This window comes from Hyperthermus butylicus DSM 5456, assembly GCF_000015145.1.
GTDB lineage: Archaea > Thermoproteota > Thermoprotei_A > Sulfolobales > Pyrodictiaceae > Hyperthermus > Hyperthermus butylicus.
The window spans coordinates 1,110,243-1,126,611 of the sequence record NC_008818.1 but is presented as its reverse complement, the minus strand read 5'-3'; the positions used below and the strand labels follow the sequence as shown (position 1 = coordinate 1,126,611).

Annotated in this window: 13 protein-coding genes; 6 read left to right on the top strand and 7 right to left on the bottom strand. The window is 51.1% G+C overall.

Going from position 1 to position 16,369, the window contains the following annotated elements:
- Window positions 1-54: 54 nt before the first annotated feature.
- The 4 genes from metG to HBUT_RS05770 all read left to right on the top strand — a co-directional run bounded on the left by metG (window position 55) and on the right by HBUT_RS05770 (window position 3,952).
- Window positions 55-1,773 carry a methionine--tRNA ligase gene (gene metG / locus HBUT_RS05785; RefSeq protein WP_011822271.1) on the top strand — a complete coding sequence of 573 codons (1,719 nt, stop codon included), beginning with the start codon at window positions 55-57 and terminating at the stop codon, window positions 1,771-1,773.
- An 80-nt stretch (window positions 1,774-1,853) separates the two neighbouring features.
- Complete coding sequence (gene ubp / locus HBUT_RS05780) at window positions 1,854-2,267, top strand: UBP family nucleoid-associated protein (protein WP_011822270.1); 414 nt, start codon at window positions 1,854-1,856, stop codon at window positions 2,265-2,267.
- A gap of 121 nt (window positions 2,268-2,388) precedes the next feature.
- Window positions 2,389-3,300, top strand: coding sequence for an MBL fold metallo-hydrolase (locus tag HBUT_RS05775; RefSeq protein WP_011822269.1), 912 nt, complete (start codon window positions 2,389-2,391; stop codon window positions 3,298-3,300).
- The gene (locus HBUT_RS05770; protein WP_011822268.1) at window positions 3,257-3,952 is read left to right on the top strand and encodes an SAM-dependent methyltransferase; all 696 of its coding nucleotides are present in this window, start codon (window positions 3,257-3,259) and stop codon (window positions 3,950-3,952) included. Before HBUT_RS05775 ends, HBUT_RS05770 begins: the two co-directional genes overlap by 44 nt.
- Here the strand turns inward: HBUT_RS05770 and HBUT_RS05765 are convergent.
- From HBUT_RS05765 to HBUT_RS05745, 5 genes are all read right to left on the bottom strand, one after another.
- Complete coding sequence (locus HBUT_RS05765; RefSeq protein WP_011822267.1) at window positions 3,930-4,241, bottom strand: hypothetical protein; 312 nt, start codon at window positions 4,239-4,241, stop codon at window positions 3,930-3,932. The genes HBUT_RS05770 and HBUT_RS05765 overlap by 23 nt on opposite strands.
- A complete protein-coding gene (gene rqcH / locus HBUT_RS05760) occupies window positions 4,174-6,192 on the bottom strand; it encodes a ribosome rescue protein RqcH (protein WP_011822266.1) in 2,019 nt (672 codons plus the stop codon). Before rqcH ends, HBUT_RS05765 begins: the two co-directional genes overlap by 68 nt.
- Window positions 6,193-6,316: 124 nt before the next feature.
- Window positions 6,317-6,547, bottom strand: coding sequence for a 30S ribosomal protein S25e (locus HBUT_RS05755; protein WP_011822265.1), 231 nt, complete (start codon window positions 6,545-6,547; stop codon window positions 6,317-6,319).
- Window positions 6,548-6,745: 198 nt separating this feature from the next.
- Complete coding sequence (locus HBUT_RS05750) at window positions 6,746-6,973, bottom strand: DUF2250 domain-containing protein (RefSeq protein WP_011822264.1); 228 nt, start codon at window positions 6,971-6,973, stop codon at window positions 6,746-6,748.
- Window positions 6,974-7,089: 116 nt separating this feature from the next.
- Window positions 7,090-8,223, bottom strand: a complete 1,134-nt coding sequence (locus HBUT_RS05745; RefSeq protein ID WP_011822263.1) for a hypothetical protein — start codon at window positions 8,221-8,223, stop codon at window positions 7,090-7,092.
- Window positions 8,224-8,346: 123 nt separating this feature from the next.
- Here HBUT_RS05745 and nucS point away from each other — a divergent pair, with 123 nt between their 5' ends.
- Window positions 8,347-9,159: an endonuclease NucS gene (gene nucS, locus HBUT_RS05740; protein WP_011822262.1), complete on the top strand. Its 813-nt coding sequence runs from the start codon at window positions 8,347-8,349 to the stop codon at window positions 9,157-9,159.
- Here the strand turns inward: nucS and HBUT_RS05735 are convergent.
- Both HBUT_RS05735 and HBUT_RS05730 read right to left on the bottom strand, forming a co-directional pair.
- Entirely contained in the window at window positions 9,156-11,021 is a 1,866-nt protein-coding gene (locus HBUT_RS05735; RefSeq protein WP_011822261.1) for a type II secretion system F family protein, read from the bottom strand. The genes nucS and HBUT_RS05735 overlap by 4 nt on opposite strands.
- Window positions 11,022-11,149: 128 nt before the next feature.
- The gene (locus tag HBUT_RS05730; protein ID WP_011822260.1) at window positions 11,150-12,817 is read right to left on the bottom strand and encodes a type II/IV secretion system ATPase subunit; all 1,668 of its coding nucleotides are present in this window, start codon (window positions 12,815-12,817) and stop codon (window positions 11,150-11,152) included.
- Window positions 12,818-12,984: 167 nt separating this feature from the next.
- On the opposite strand from HBUT_RS05730, the gene HBUT_RS05725 reads away from it, so the two are divergent.
- Window positions 12,985-16,329, top strand: a complete 3,345-nt coding sequence (locus HBUT_RS05725; RefSeq protein ID WP_011822259.1) for a hypothetical protein — start codon at window positions 12,985-12,987, stop codon at window positions 16,327-16,329.
- Window positions 16,330-16,369 lie beyond the last annotated feature (40 nt).

The window sequence follows — 16,369 nt, the reverse complement described above, 5'->3', positions numbered from 1 at the left end:
CTAGAGATAGGTAGCACATAGCCCCTTCCAGGGTAGTAGTAGCGGTGAGTTGTTATGGGTAGGTGGATAGTAGCCTCTGCATGGCCATATGTTAACAGCATTCCACATCTCGGCAACCTCATAGGCTCCATACTCTCTGCCGACGTCTTCGCCCGCTACCTGCGCCTCAAGGGCGAAGACGTAGTATTCGTTAGCGGTAGTGATGAACATGGCACTCCAATAGAGGTTGAAGCCATAAGGAGGGGTGTACACCCCAAGCAGCTCACCGACCAAGCACACGAGTACGTGAAGAAGCTCTTTGAAGAATTTAGGATAAGCTTTGACAATTACACGCGCACCGAGAACCCTGTACACAAGGAGTTTGTGAGAGAATTCATGATGAAGCTCTACCAGAACGGCTACATATTCGAGCAGGACGACGTACTACCCTACTGTCCACGCGACAAAATGTTCCTCCCAGACCGCTTTGTCGTAGGTACATGTCCATACTGTGGCTTCGAGAAAGCCTATGGGGACCAGTGCGACAACTGTGGCAGACTACTTCACCCCACAGAGCTCAAAAACCCACGTTGCTCAATATGTGGTGGCCCCGTAGAGTTCCGCAAGAGTAAGCATTGGTTTTTCAATCTTCCAAAACTCCAAGAGAAGGTTGAGAAGTGGCTCCGCGAGTCAAATCTCCCACCAAACGTCAAAAACTACAGCCTTAACATGCTTAAGGAAGGTCTCAAGCCTAGGAGCGTAACAAGGGACAACAAGTGGGGGATTCCAGCCCCATTCCCCGGCGCCGAGGGCAAGACAATATACGTCTGGTTTGACGCGCTCCTAGGCTACATTTCAGCCACAAAAGAGTATGGGCTGAAGAAGGGAGATCCCGAACTATGGAAGAAGTATTGGTTCAACCCCGAGACAAAGACCGTGTACTTCATAGGCAAGGACAACATACCTTTCCATGCAATAATCCTGCCAGCAATGCTAATCGGTAGCGGTGATCCATACGTACTACCAAGCTACATCTCTGCTACAGAGTACTTGATGTACGAGGGCGAACAGTTCTCAAAGAGCCGCAGATGGGGCATCTGGATAGATGAGGCTCTAGAGATACTTCCAGCTGACTATTGGCGGTTTGCCCTCATAAGGATGAGGCCTGAGGCTAAGGACACAAACTTTACTTGGAGTGAGTTCTTGAGAATAGTTAATACCGAAATGAATGACGACATAGGCAACTACGTCCATCGAGTACTTAGATTCATAGAATCAAAGTTTGGCTCTGTAGTGCCAGAACCAGGCTCCTATAGCGATGCAGACAAGGAGTTCGAGAAGGCTATAAGAGAGACCCCGCGAAGGGCCGAGAAGTATTTCGAAGAAGTCAGACTCAAGCAGGCCCTAGGAGAAGTTATAGAGCTAGCCCGTAAGGGCAACCAGTACTTGAACACCAAGGCACCCTGGGATAAGATAAAGACTGATCCAAAGGATGCAGCTACAACAATGTACCTCGCAGTAAACTCTGTAGCTACTCTAGCGATACTCTTGGCGCCGTTCACGCCAGACTCTGCCGAGAGGCTCTGGAAGATGCTAAATCTTCCAGGTAGCGTGCATGAGCCAGGGCGCTGGAAGCAGGCTGGTGAGATGATAATAAAGCCAGGCCACAGGATAGGTAAGCCAGAACAGCTCTTCCGCAAGCTCCCAGCACGCTTCGACAAGGAGATAGCAAGTAAGCTACAGGAGATAAGGAGAAAAGTCATGGAGAAGAGGCCGCCGTTACTACGCTGGTAGGAATTGTGGGGCACGGAACTGTTTTTGCCCCAGCCTAGGCTCAGCTCAACATTAAGTCCTCGCCTCGGGGCAGTGTTAAGGTGCCGCGCCGGCTACGGATTATAGGTGGTCTCAAAGCAGTAGAAGCAATCATTGAAGAGTATAAGAGAATGATATACCACTATAACAGCCTCATAGCCGGAACCGGTTACTACTTAAAGCCCATGCACATAGTTACAAGGAGAACCGAGAACGGCTTCAAGCGGTACATCTACATAGGCAGGTATTGGTGGAAAGTAAGCTATGCTGGAAAGAAGGGCAAGACCTCGCGGATACGCTGGATCTATGTCGGTAGAGATAAGCCTCCAGAACTACAAAACTACCCGGATCCCCCACGCCATCCGATAGAAGGGCTTCGCTTCGCAGCTGAGGGCGAGGATATAATTCTTGATGAGAAGACATACCAGAGGTTTAGCTGGCTCTTTAAAGGCTATAGAGTAGAACCAGTAGACTAGGAAATGGGGCCGATGGGGATCCTTCCCCTCATCCGAAATCCATGGCTGAAGGTGTGGAACACCCCTACGCCTGGTGGCCGCCGCCGAGGCCCTCAACTGCTAGCTAAAGGGTGCACGTGGCGTGGAGCTTAGGGTGAAGATAATCGCATCCGATAGTACTGGAGTACGGTCGATGGCCACGTTCGTTGACGCTGGCGGCGTAAAGATAGCTATTGACCCTGGTGTTAGCTATGCCCCTCGAAGATACGGGCTTCCACCCCACCCCATAGAGCTTGAGAGAGTTGAGAAAGTCAGAGAACGCATAATTGACGAGTTACAGGACACGGATATTATCATCATAACACACTACCACTATGACCACTACCTCTACAAGCCCGAGGACGCAGAGGTATATCGGGACAAGTGGCTGATAATAAAGGATCCTAAGGCGAGTATTAATGTTAGCCAAAGAATTAGGGCTCACCGTCTTCTATCCCGCTACGACGTCAGCCAGCTGGCAAAGCGCATAGATATCCTCGACGCGAAAAGCTACAAGATCGACGGTGATCTCGTAATAGCCGGGTCGGAGCCCGTACCGCATGGCGCTGAGGGAAGCAAACTAGGCTACGTGGTAATGGTTTCAGTCGAATGTTGCGGAGAGCGTTTCCTGCATGCATCAGACGTGCAAGGCCCAATATCGGTGAGGGCCCTCGAAACAATACTATCCCTCAAGCCTGATGTTGTTTTCATTAGTGGGCCTCCAACCTACTTTGAAGGTGTAAAGGTGCCAGAAGAGGATGTCCATAGAGGACTTGAAAACCTGCGTCAACTAGCCCTAAAACTCCCAGGCTCCATAATAGTTGCAGACCACCACTTTGCAAGAGATATTGAATATCTACACCGTCTACGTCAGCTGGCAGAAGGTGCTGCAGCAAGAGTGATCTCTGCGGCAGAGTTTATGGGCGTACCCTACGAGCCTCTGGAGGCTCTTCGGAGGGAGCTGTGGAGCCGTGAAAAGGAGAGAGAAGCCGCTAATAGTGATAGAGCATCTTGAGCCCGTACTATCCCGCTGGATACTTGCAGAGTACCGCCACGCAGCTCGGTTAGCCCATGGCAGGCTTGTATTCACGAATGCGGGGCGTTGCTGTAAAGAGCTAAGCATGATAGCTCCATGCTACGAGAAGAGTATAGTAGAGCTTGAAGGTACTCTCTACACTTCTCGGAGCAATGTGATAATCCTTGATCCCCAAGCGGAAAAACTGCTGGACCCGCAGGAGGCAGCTAATGCGGAGGCAATAGTTATTGGTGGAATTCTCGGGGACCACCCGCCACGGGGAAGAACGAGAGAGCTGCTGACAAGGCGTGCAAGCGGAATGAAAGCTAGAAGCCTGGGCCCCCACCAATTCAGCATCGATGGTGCGGTTTATGCTGCAGTTAAGACTCTAGAAGGAGTGGCGCCAGACAGACTTGAGGTCGTATTAAATCCCGTGGTAAGCATCGACCTGGGAGATCTTGGCGTGATTGAGGTTGAACTGCCCTACGCGTACCCAAAAGTTAATGGAGAACCATTGATGGCTCCGGAGCTGCGGGAACTGCTGGCAGCAGGTCTGGCCCTTGAGGAACTCCGGGAAATAAAGGGGCAGGGATTGCCAAGCTGCTGGCAACTACTTCCCACCAATGGGGCTACAGCGCCGAGCCAAGGATGACGCCCAAGACGAATGCAGCTAATCCGCTGATTAGCCCGGCTGTATATGGTTCATGGCTTCTTAGCAGTTTATATCTCGCCCTAGCGTACTCTCCCGAAACAAGTATAATGCCAAGGTATGCCGTGAAGAGCGCATATGCGATTGTGGTTGACTCTGCTAGGGCTGCAGCAATGCCAAGCACGAGGCCTGATATTATCCTCACTGCTGAGAGCTTAAGCCGCTCAACTCTCCTCTCCATGTAGTATTCGAAGAGGTCTCGGCGGCTCTTCTCTGCTCCCCCTACCGACATAGAGGACCCTCGCCCGACCCGGTATGCGTTCACGTAGCTCTTCAACTCCTACAGCTTCGATTATAGGCTTATACTCTCCCGCCTTCCCCGCGAGGAGGCTCCGAAGCCTCTTGGCGAGCTTTGAGGGGTCCTCATCGCCTGGGGCTAGCACGGCATACACGATGCTCCTCCTCCTCACGAGGCTATCAGGGCCTACTATGACTACAGGGCTATACTCGTCCTCTAGGCCAATCCCGATAGCTATCTTGACTTCAACGTTACGTATATAGTTCCTCTTGCCGTACACCATGAATGCGCCCTTAGCAAGGTACTCGCCCGCAGGAGCAGCCTTCGAAACCTGGCTCCCCCAAACCCAGTACACGTCCACACTACCAATACCAGCCTTCCAGGCCTTAGAGTAGGCAGCAGCTATGGCTGCAGCTTCACGCAGATCCTGTTCTGGCGGTGTCTGGCCCTCAGCGAAGAAGACTACAGCTGGTGCACCATGTATATCTGCGTGCATGAATATCCTCTTATCATTGAGGTACCTCTTAACCACGGACTCGTTTTGGCTGGCATCCCTGCCGCCGATGGCTAGGTATCCATGGCTCGTTATTACCCAGTGATATTTCTCGTACCACTCCTTCCTCCGTACCATTGCACGAGCACGGAGCAAGCGCTGCCTAACTTTCTCCTCGAGCTCGGCGAGTCTAGCTTCAATATCTTTCACTGCTTTCTCGCCACGCTCAATCTTTGCTCTCACCTCGCCAATCCTCTTGTATAAGTCGACGACGAGTCTGCCTGGCTCCATACGTATATCGATTGGTACTATGTTCCCGACAATTGATATCTTAATGATACCTTTGTTCGGTTCAACGTCGACTACGCCTGGACAGTTGCCAGGTATCTGCTCCCAGCCAGCAGTTTCCCTCATTTTTCGGGCGCATTCCACAGCATCATATACGTCGGCTATGTTTGTTGACACTATCTCTGCAAGTTCTTCAAGCTCTCTAAGCTTCTTACGTAAGTGCTCAAGGTTGCGGCGGGCGGCCTCAAGAGAGGCGAGCAGCTTCTTTCTCTCTGCCTCAATTTCAGCTGCAACAGTGCTAGCTCCAGCCGCCTCTCGTGCAACCGTGAGGAAGTACTCGTCGTAAGCTGTACTAGGGTCGTTAAATGCCCGGTACTCAAATCCGTAACGAGCAGCTAGCCCGCGGGGCTCAAAGCAAGTTACGGTTAATGGAACACCCTTATCATACACTATGTAGCCTTTCAGCTGCATGCACTCCTCATATAGTCTGCGTATAGCCTCGGCTATCTCGTCGCCGCGGCCAGCAAGACTGTCTGCACTAGCGTCTACAGGTATGTCGAGCCTTGCAAAAACCTCTTCGAGAACCTCGCCGGGATAACCTAATCTACGAGCTAAAATACGAATTGCTTCTCCACTACCACTCGATAAGGCTTCTTCAACGGTTTCTCCTGCAAGCTGGGAGGGATGTATAGTATTGCTCGGAGGAAACTGGTACTCAACACCTCTCCTGATAACACGGTCTCTCATTTCGCGCTGTTCACTAGCGTGTAGAATTTTCCAGGACGAGTCAGCGAGAACAACAACACCACGAGGAAGGAGTTCGGTAACAAGTACATAGGAGCCATTGCCGCGGGAAAACCTGAATACTGCAATACGGTCAAACCCGTGCTGTTCAACGCTTTCAAGTCGGGCTCCACGAATATACTTCCTCAAGCCCATAACAAGCGGGGGAGGAGTCCCCCTCTCTGCAGGCTCATACCTTGTTGCATGGAGTCTTACTGCAGGAACAACGACAACTCGTGCATCTTCAGCGCCTTTGAACCTGAGCAGAAACCCGCCATTGTAGGCGTAGATGTTTGCAAGCCTGCTCCCTTGAAGTCCACTAAGTTGCCGAACTACGGCGGCGACATCGAAAGCAGTCATGGATGTCTTTCTTTTAATCATCTACCCTACCCCCAAGACTGAGAGTTGGAGAGCCCAAAGAAGAAGGCAGTGTGCCAACGATTAAAACAGGGCTGTAGTAGGTGCAGCAAGTGGATGTATTAAATCATGTAGACATGTAGAGAGTCTACTTCTTGACGACGTATATTGGTGCTCTACGGCTAGGCGAGTATAATTCAACAATACCCTCTTTTGCTAGGCGCTTCAACACTTGTCTAGCAAGACTGATAGTCATGTTGTATTTTTCGGCGAGCATGTATGGTGTGACGAAGCTCTCTCTCTTTACCTCTCTTGCAATCCTCTTGTATAGCTGTTCAGGAACGTAGGCAGTATATTCCCTTCCCTGCCTCTCGGACATACTCACACCCCCAGGCTGAGGGGCAGCTGGCAGCTGTTAGCACATATATTTTATTTGTAGGGGTGCTATAGTAACGTAATACTCTACAGAATGATAGGGCTGAAAATACAGCCAGGCAATATGTTACGGGACTGGCAAGGCAGAAATGTAGGAAGCAAAAACACCCAAAACAAGTGTGTAAAGTGACGTGGTGATGGATCAGCTCTCGCTTGCTACCTTCTCGCCCTCCTCGGTTAGCTTGTAGAGGCCCTCCTCAAGCCTCTCGACGAGGCCTAGCGTCCTAAGCTTCCTCATCTTAGCTGCTACGCGTCTCGCGTCTAGGCCTGCACGGGCAGCAATATCCTTTGGCTTTGCAGGGCCGCCAATCTCCTTTAGTGCCTTGAGTATCGCCTTGTCAACCTCATCTAGTACGGCGGATGCAGGCATTGCTGCCTGCACCCCCAGTTAGACTAGTCTACCTCCATAACTGGTCTAGGGGTACTCTTGTGCAAGGTTTTAAACCTTTACAGCAAAGGAATAAGGGGTAAATCCTTGGCAGCACCTTAGGAAGCATTATTGCTTTTTCCGCGTCTGCCCCGCCGCTGTGCGAGGAGACCGCGTAGGCTCTGGTAGTAGGCCTGGATCGGGCTTCTTGTTCCACAGTCAGCTTTGCAAATGCCTAGGGTCTTCATCTTTTCGCAGCTATACACACGGTACTTCTTGCCGGAGCCGCGTAGTCCAGCAAGGTGTTCCACCTGGTACCTCGTAATTTTCTCGTTGAAGTCTGGCATATTCCTAAACAAGTCGACAACATAGTCTATCTCGGCTCCTATGTTTAGCATGAATGTAGCTAGGGCGAAGCGCTCATGATGGCTGAGATTGTCGCCTCTCCGCGTCCTTTCGATGAGATCCCTCATGCATGGGGGTAATGCCTCCTCTACAATGACACCCTTTGGAACCTCTATCCGCGAGCTACCAACCATGCGGGGGCGCCGCTGCTCAGAAAGCTTCTCCTCAACCTTCTTCACATACTCCGAGACAACGTCGACTAGCTGGCCTGCATAGGCCTCCCCTATGCTCCGCACCTTCTCTTCGATATACTCGGTAGCAGCCTCCTTGAATAGTCGCAGTACATGGCTCTTATCGAGGAATATGATGCCGCGGAGTACTGGGAAGTTTATAGGCTTCCATGCATCATCGCCTAGGAGCCTACGGGCAACACGCAGATAGTCTATCAGCTTCATGGAGTAGGGGTAGACTCGGTATATTATTGTCCCCCTTAGCAGTGCTATGGGTTCACGATACCCCCTCCCATAGGTTAGGCTCTCCAAGCCGACAAGCCTTGCTAGCTGTGCAATAGTCTCATCGTTCTCGCTCTGGGCTAGGCTGTAGGCCCTCTCAGCCTCGGCAAGAGCGAGTCTCGAAACGAGCCATTTGTTGCCGGTAGCGTAGGCGATTATTGCAGCATAGGCGAAGGATAAAACCTCCTCTTCAACATGGTCAACACTGTCGCCGAGGCGTCCCCTCCTAATAGCCTCCAGGAGCCTATCAACGCCTCGCTCCACGAGGTCCCGGCGGATACGTGCAACCTCAACAACGCCTAGGCCAAACCGCCTCATTGCAACAGCATCCACGTCGGCTAGAAACGGATACCTCTCAAGCCTCACAATAACCGCTCTAGCATATGCTACAGTCATTGGCGTCAACCCGACGCCAGTACTAGGGGCTCCCCAAACCCCCATAAGGGCATGGTATTAACACTAGACTGTTTATGAGGAGGAGGCCCCGTAGCCTGGCTGAAGCTCCGGAAGGTGGAGCTGTTGAAGCCCCGAATAGTCTATGTTGCGTCGCCGAGCCTGAGCGAGGCCCGCAGCATCCTCCACGAAGCTCTCAAGAGACATGATGTCATAGTAATGCTTGCACGGTGTCGTGTTTACTATGAGGGCCGTGGAGCTAGCAAGCTCGGCGACGGCGACCGCCTTATAGTAGTCAAGCCTGATGGGGCGGTACTGGTGCACAGGCCCACGGGCTACTCGCCGGTAAACTGGCAGCCCGAGAGCCAGGTTCTCAGCGTTGAGGAGAGGGATGGTGTGCTACTATTCCGGAGCGTGAGGAAGAGGCCACGCGAGGTACTAGAAATACATATAGAGGAGGTCTATGCACTACTAGCCGTTCATGGGCTAGTCGATGAGGCAGATTTCATAGAGTATCTCGACGAGAAGGAAATAGCAGACTACCTGGCTAAGCATCCAGAACTTGTCGAAGAGGGGCTCCGTGTCCTCCGCAGGGAGAGACCCATAGAGACAGGGTATGCCGACATAGTGGCCGTTGACAAGGATGGGAACTATGTTGTCATCGAGGTTAAGCGTGTCAACGCAGGGCTGGAAGCGGTAAAACAGCTCCAAAGCTATGTTGAGGCGTTCAAACAGTTAAACCCAGGCGCAAAGATACGCGGCATACTTGTCGCCCCATCGATATCGAAGGAGGCTCTAGCTCTTCTCCAGAGCCTAGGCCTAGAGTACCGCCGCATAGATGTTCAGAAGCTCTTCCGTGACATCAGGAGGCAGAAAGGCCAGCCCTTGCAGAGCCGCTCACTACTAGACTTCCTCGGCGGTGGTAGAGCGAAAAGCTAGCCAGCAGCTACAGACTGTAGTAGCGAACCAGATACCGTTAACGCTGCTATTATCGAAACGAGTACTATAGCGGTTAGCAGTGTTGCATGGAGGAACCCGCCTGCCGTATGCAGGTCGGCAAGCTTTCCAGCCACCAGGCCGCTAAGCCAACCATTCAGTATCGACGCAATTGACGCTAGTAGTAGTAGCTTGCCAATCTGTGCCGGCGAGAGACTCACCTGGAGTCCGCCAAAGCTATACTGTGTAGTACCGAGGCCGGTAGCGGCGATAGCGTTTACGAGCATTGCTAGGGTCAGTATGCTCGCAACAGCAACTATCACGGCGCCAAAGTAAGGCATTATGATGAAGGGCTTAAGCCTCCTCTTAAGATTCTCGTTTAGCTCTATCAATGTGGACACGAACCTGGCCAGCGAGTCTATTGTTGTTGGACTACCGCCACCAACATCTATGGCGTCAACGAGGAACCTCATGGTTACACGGAGTATCCAGCTCTTGTACCCCTTGATAGCGGTCCTGAACGCCCTCTCTACGTGGAGGCCCATTGACAGCGCGGCGGCTATGCGGCGTATGACGTTGCTAAGCTCACCATAGTCGCGCTCCGACAGTACTATGATGCTGCGCTCAGGGCTGAGCCCGGTTCTCCTAACCTCGGAGAGATCACGGAAGAATGCTGGCAGGCTACGGTTTATCTTCTTCTCCTTCCTTGCAATCCTCATGTAGACTATTGCGGGACCCAAACTAGCTATCATTAAGCCTAGTGCGAATATGGCAGAAGCCATGGATATAGCCTTGATATCAACTGTAGCTGTTGGTATGCGGTAGACACCGGTTAGCTGGAGGAGTATTAGTGACGTGACGAACGCGGTTGGAACGCTGATAGCCATGTAGATGTATGGCTCACGGATATTCTCGTAGCTTGGTATGGTGGTGTTAAGGAGCATTAGTATTGCTATTGTTATCAGTGGCAGCACTATGAAGCTATAGAGTATGAGGCCCGTAGTGCCTCCAAGCCCGCCGCCTACTGCACGGCCTATGAGGCCGCTCACGATGAAGAATATGTAGAACGATAATGTTCCAAGCACTGCTACTGCAACGTAGGCCTCAACTATGAGGCCAACACGGTCGGCACGGTTTCTGAGATCCTCCATCCTTGCCTGGATAACCTCTTGTGTACGAACCTCCAGGTAATGATGCACATTACCGCCGGTACGTATCACTGTAAGATAACCGAGCATGAAGTCGCGGTAAAGCCTTGAAGGGTGGTGTAGCGCGTTGTGCTCAAGAGCCGATAGGATGTTCTTGCCGAAGATCTTTACGTCCCTGAGTATACGTCTTGCTTCCTCTCGGAGGGCACGGAACATCCTTATCTCGGCAAGCCTCTCAATAAGCTTCTCCGGAGGCACACCACCATAAGCCATAGCAGTCATGTAAGCCGCAAAGAATGGAAACTCCATGTCTACACGCTCAGCCCTACTAGAAGCCTTAGAGGCCGGGTACATGAGGCCAGCAACAAACACTATCACGGGTGCAAAGAAGAGGGCAAGGCTAATTACAACCTTCACGGTGAAGCTTATCGGTAGAAAGGCGAGATATATAGTAGCCACCACAGCGGCTGAAAGTAACAGCACAACGGCGAAGAGGATACGCGCAGCATAGAGGGTTGGGTGTGTATTGAGACCAGCCTTATCAATCATCTCATAGAGCTGGAAGGCCTTCGCAAATCTCTCCGGGTACTTCCCGAGAACAGTTAAAGCCAAGCTATCATAGATAAGTGTCAATGGAACCTTTTTTACAGTTCTTCTTCTAGCAGTGCTTTCCCGCTTCTTACGAAACCTCCTCGCGAAGCGGCGAAGCAGAGACAAGGCCCAAGCACCACCCTAGAACTCTTATGGGTGTCACTGCTAGCTTCTTGCCAGTTAGGTCAGATGTAGCGAGACTACCGGATAAACCACGTAGTGCATATGGCTACATCCCTCGGTAGCCAACAGCTCTACATCAGGCTTCCAGGCTGGTATTCTGTAGCCTCTACTTCAGCCTCCCCGCCTAGGTCGCGTATGGCAATCTTGTGGGTGCCCTCCGGATCCATGTAGTACTCGCGTATAATCCTTGCAACTTCAACATAGCTCCTCATGTTCTTAGCTGCCATCCACTTCAGGACTGTAGCTCTTCTATTGAACTCCTGGAGCAAGTACTCCTTATCCCAGCCGTGCAGCTCCATAATCCTCTTCATGAGCACGCTGTCCTTAAGTTTTACTATGTGCTTATCCCTACGCGCGTCCCACTTATGGGACACGATGTACTTACCATAATCTGCTATCTCCCAAGTATAGGTAATCCTCCTAGTGATCTTAGGCCTACCGGTTTGGGGATCAATGATTTCGACCCTACGTATTAGTAGTGTAAAGTTCATCAGTGGTATATAGCCCTCCGGGATATTCATTGGTGGACTTGTAAGCCTCTTAACAGCGGCGTCAATGGACTCTGCATGTAGTGTAGTCATGCCGCCGTGGCCTGTTGCGATGGCTTGGAATAGCACGTAAGCCTCTTCGCCACGTACCTCACCGACAACGATTATGTCGGGCCTATATCGCAGACTAACCCTTACCAGGTCGTAGAGGCTTATCTCTCCAATCTTTTCCATGCCAAGGCCATAGCTCATCCTTGGGATTAGCTGAACCCAGTTCTCAAGCGGTAGCTTGAGTTCCGGTGTATCCTCAATAGTTACAACTTTTACCGAGGGCTTCAGCAGTGTTAACAAGGCGTTGAGCGTTGTGGTCTTACCGGAACCAGTTACGCCAAGCACCATGCCAGGCATCTTGTGTTCCATGAGCAGCCAGTAGTATGCAGCGAGTTCGGCGCTTATAGTCCTAAACCTTATCATGTCGACAATTGTTATTGGGTCCTCCCTAAATTTACGTATGGTGAACGTGGAGCCTCCTGTTGTAACCTCCTTCTTATAGGTGGCTGCGAGACGGTGGCCGCCAGGCAATATAGCATCAACTATAGGGAATGCAACGGATACATGCTTGCCAGCCATATGGGCAAGCTTTACGACGAGATTATCCAGCTCCTCGGATGAGTGGAAGATGAGGTTTGTTGGTATATACTCGTAGCGGCGGTGCCACACATACACCCTCCTACCCACACCGTTACAAGATATATCCTCTATGTTGGGATCCTTCATCAGCGGGTCTATGGGCCCGAAGCCTACAGCGTCACGCAGAACGTAGTAGAGGATCTTGCCCCATGAGATGCCGGGTGTTCGGCCAAGCCTAATCTGGAAGACTTCTACAACCTTGCGAGCCTCCTTTGCAAAGTATGCGAAGACGTCCACGTCTTCTCTTGTTGGTGGCTTAAGCTCCCAGTACAGTATGTCCATTATGTTGTCGTAGATCTTCTTCTCCTCGGGGGAGAGGGGTATCTCGTCTATCCAGTATATGATCTCGCCGGTACGCTTATTCCTCAGTATTATCGCGTGCACCCATGGATCCTCTAGGGGATATGATTCCAGCTCCTCACACTCCTTTTGGGGACATACCGATGATAGTGTCCGCCTCCTATAATCTAGCGGCTCCAGCTCTTCCTCAAAGTCTGCCTCTGGCTTCTTCTCCTCATGCCTACGCAGCTTAATCTTGCTGAGCAGTTTCGCCAGAAACATCTACCCTTTTCCTCCTAGCTCTCATTCCATATCTCGTGGCCTCTAAATACCTTTTTTACTCCAGGGCTTTAAGCTAAACGTGACACATGTCAATCACTAACAGCGTTCACATAGCAGGGTATTAGTGTAGGCAGGCTAGAGTCCAAGCTATATGGGGTGTAGAGGACTTGAAGAATACGTTGTTGGTAGCAGTAGTAGCTGCAGCTATCCTCTACAGCTTCTCAGTCATGGCAGCGGCAGAGGAGGTGCCAGTAATCCATATTGTTGATAGTAGGCCTGTAGTCATGCTTGAAGCATTCGGTAGTAATTACATAGTCTACGCTGTAAAGGATGGAGAGGCCTACAAGGTATACCTAGCGTACATCAATACTACGGAGTTAAAGCCATCCCTAACACCGCTCTATGAGGCGACAATGGACTCTGAGCCTGTCTACGCAACACTTGACAATCCGTCAAACCCAAGGTACGTGTTCGTAGTCTCCCGGCGTGGAGACTTACTAATACTAGACCTCGAGGAGCCGGGCCACTACGTGTTTGCCGGTAAGGGTAATCCAAAGGGTATGGCGTATCTTAATCTAGGTAGGCCCAGTATAGCGGTCCTCACAGAACTCGACAATGACTACCGCCTATACATTGTTAGCCGCATAAGGCTGGGTTGGTTCGAGGCAGGAGACGCAGTAGGCAGCTTGCTGGGAGAAAGGCTAGAGAATAGCATTGTGCAGCAGGTAGTGCCAGTCTACAAGCCCACAGGAAGCCTTATAGAGCCAGCTGGCTCGGCTATAGTTAAGCTACTCCCAACAGCTACGGTGTCTGCCAAGGCTAAGCTTCGCCTCCAAATACTCTACAATGGCACGCCTATTCAAGGCGTAACAGTGTTTGGCTATATACCTAGTACTAGTCAGTTTACGCCCGAGAGTATAACTGACGAGAACGGCTACGCCATACTGCAGCTTCCTACGCTGGCTCAGCTCATAGACATTATAGTAAGCTATGGCGGTACGTGCTACATAGCAGTAGTTAACACTACGAAAGCCATAGAGGTTGACAATACGCTAAACTATCCTGAACCAATGGATATAACGTTGCTTAACAAGACCGTATGTATAAACCCGAGACGCGAGTATGCATACTACCTCGTTAGTGGTGGTTACCCGCCTAGGGTCAGCGAGCTCGCATCAAGCTATAAGCTGATGAACAGTACTGCACTGTTAGCATACATTTTCAACGGCAAGCTTTACCTCTGGGTGACAGGTCGTGATGTGGAGTTTACAAAGCTTGATAGAATAGTCCTCGTGTTGGCAGTGTTTAGCCCCGATGGAGCGGTAGCCTACGAGAACCTCTGGCGCTATTACGTCCTGGGCGACTATGCGAGAACAGCGGCAATCTCCCCTGACGCCAACATAGTCGCCATCGGCACAAGCAGTGGTAGTCTACTCGTAGCGGGCCTCGACGGTGACACGTATAGACTGCTCTGGAGTCTCCAGCTCCATGCAGCAATAAAGCATGTATCCATCGCAAAGACAACGAGAGGTTACGTAGTAGCAGCAGTTGATGAAGGAGGTAATATAGGCCTCGTGGTAATAGACACCGAGCGTGGCGAGGTTAGGGTAGAGTCTGAGAGCAGCCACTGCACCACTTGCATATCACCATGGCCGGGCACGGTGGCTGCGATCCTAGGCCCCGAGGCAAACTTCCTCGCAGTGGGTACTGGTGCAGGCCTCGTAGTGGTTAACAGCTTCGCAAACCTCCTCTTCGGACACATTGTAACGGAGCAGCTCATAGCGAACTATACGCTTAGAACGCTGTCAATAAGCTTCGTTAACGAAGACGGCGAGCCACTTGAAAACCTCACAGTCGCGGCAACACTCTACGTAAACAATACGGTTGTAGACAGCATATCATACGTGGAGGCCGGACCAACAATAGAAGCACCATGCATGGAGCCAGGCATACTAGAGATCACTGTAGCTCCTAAAGAGCCTATCTACGAGCCAAGCAGCTACAAAATACTATGCGCGGGCAAGAGTAATGTAACACTCACAGTCCCCTATAAGAGGTTCACGTTGGTATTACACCTCGTAGATAGCTATACCAATAAGCCGCCAATACGCAACCTCACAGTACAGCTGATAGACGAAAAGAGATCCAGAACCATAAGCGCAACCTACCCCTCGGGCACAAGGAGCATAGAGCTAAGCGAACTACTTCCCGGCAACTACACTATCGTCGTGCGAGAAGTCGGGGGTGGACTCTACCGGGAGGCAACAACGAGAATCTGCATGGACTCTGATAGGGACGTAATAGTAACCCTTGAAAGGATAAACGTTGCAGTCATAGTGACACTGGCATCGCAATATACAACACCGAAAGGCGATGGTATAAGGCTAAGGGTGGTGGGCGACAACCGCGTACTATACGAGCAAGAGTTCTACGGTATTGAGGCTGATAGACCCTACTTGATCTCCTTCCAGACACAGCACCGCGGCAGCGCGACGATAGAGGTAACACCGCTGCACCCCGCGGGCGAGGACCCATTCTTCAAGCCTCTAACCAGGACAGTAAACGTAACCGACAATGGTGCAGCAGTCGAGATACAGCTCGAACCAGTAACATATAGGCTAACGCTGCGACTAACCGGCGTAGTAGGCAATGAAACCATACCTGTTACAGCAAGGGTTACAATAGACCGCGTCGAGGACGAAAAGATCCGCAGCGTGCTAGTACTGAATGCAACAGCAACTATTACACTCGTCAAGGGCACTTATCGCTTGCATATAGACCCACTACCGTATGACAACACTGGGTTTAAGATATTCGATGTTGTTGAGAGAGAAGTATACCTTGCAAGGGATAACAGTGTTCTAGACATTAGGCTTCCAACAGTAAGGATGCCGGTCACAGCGAAAATTCTAGACAAGTTGGCGCTCGAGAACAGGATAGTCGATAGCATAGTGGTCCGTCTCGACGGGGTGGAGGTAGCAAGAATAAGCCCGGGCCCCCCACAGACCCTAACACTGCTGGTACACGTTAACGGGTCCGTACTAACAATAGAGTCTGCTAGGAACTTCTACCAGCCAGTAAATATAACGATAAAGCCTTCAAACACTACGCTAGAAATAGCTCTAGCCAGAACCCCGCGGACACTGCACATAGTAGTGGAAAACGATCAGGGTAAAGGCCTTGCAGCAGCAACAGTAAACATTGCTGGTATGGACGTAGTATTCTCCTCCACCCTTATGACAGGAGTAGATGGAACTGTTGACGCAGTATTGCCATCTAACGCGAACTACCAAGTCTGTGCAGTGGCTAAGGGCTACCGGCAGGCATGTACCAGCATATTACTGACGACCGATGACACGGTAACGTTAGCCCTGCAGCCGACGATACAGACGCTACTACTCCGCTACCTCAACGTCATAATAATGATAGTAATTTCGGCAGTAATACTCATAGTGATAAGGCACTACCTATCCAAACTAATGATGAGGCTTGCTGCAGAGGAGGAGTTCTAGCAGCGTTAAAAAGCCCACTGGTAGGTCTTACGTTATATGT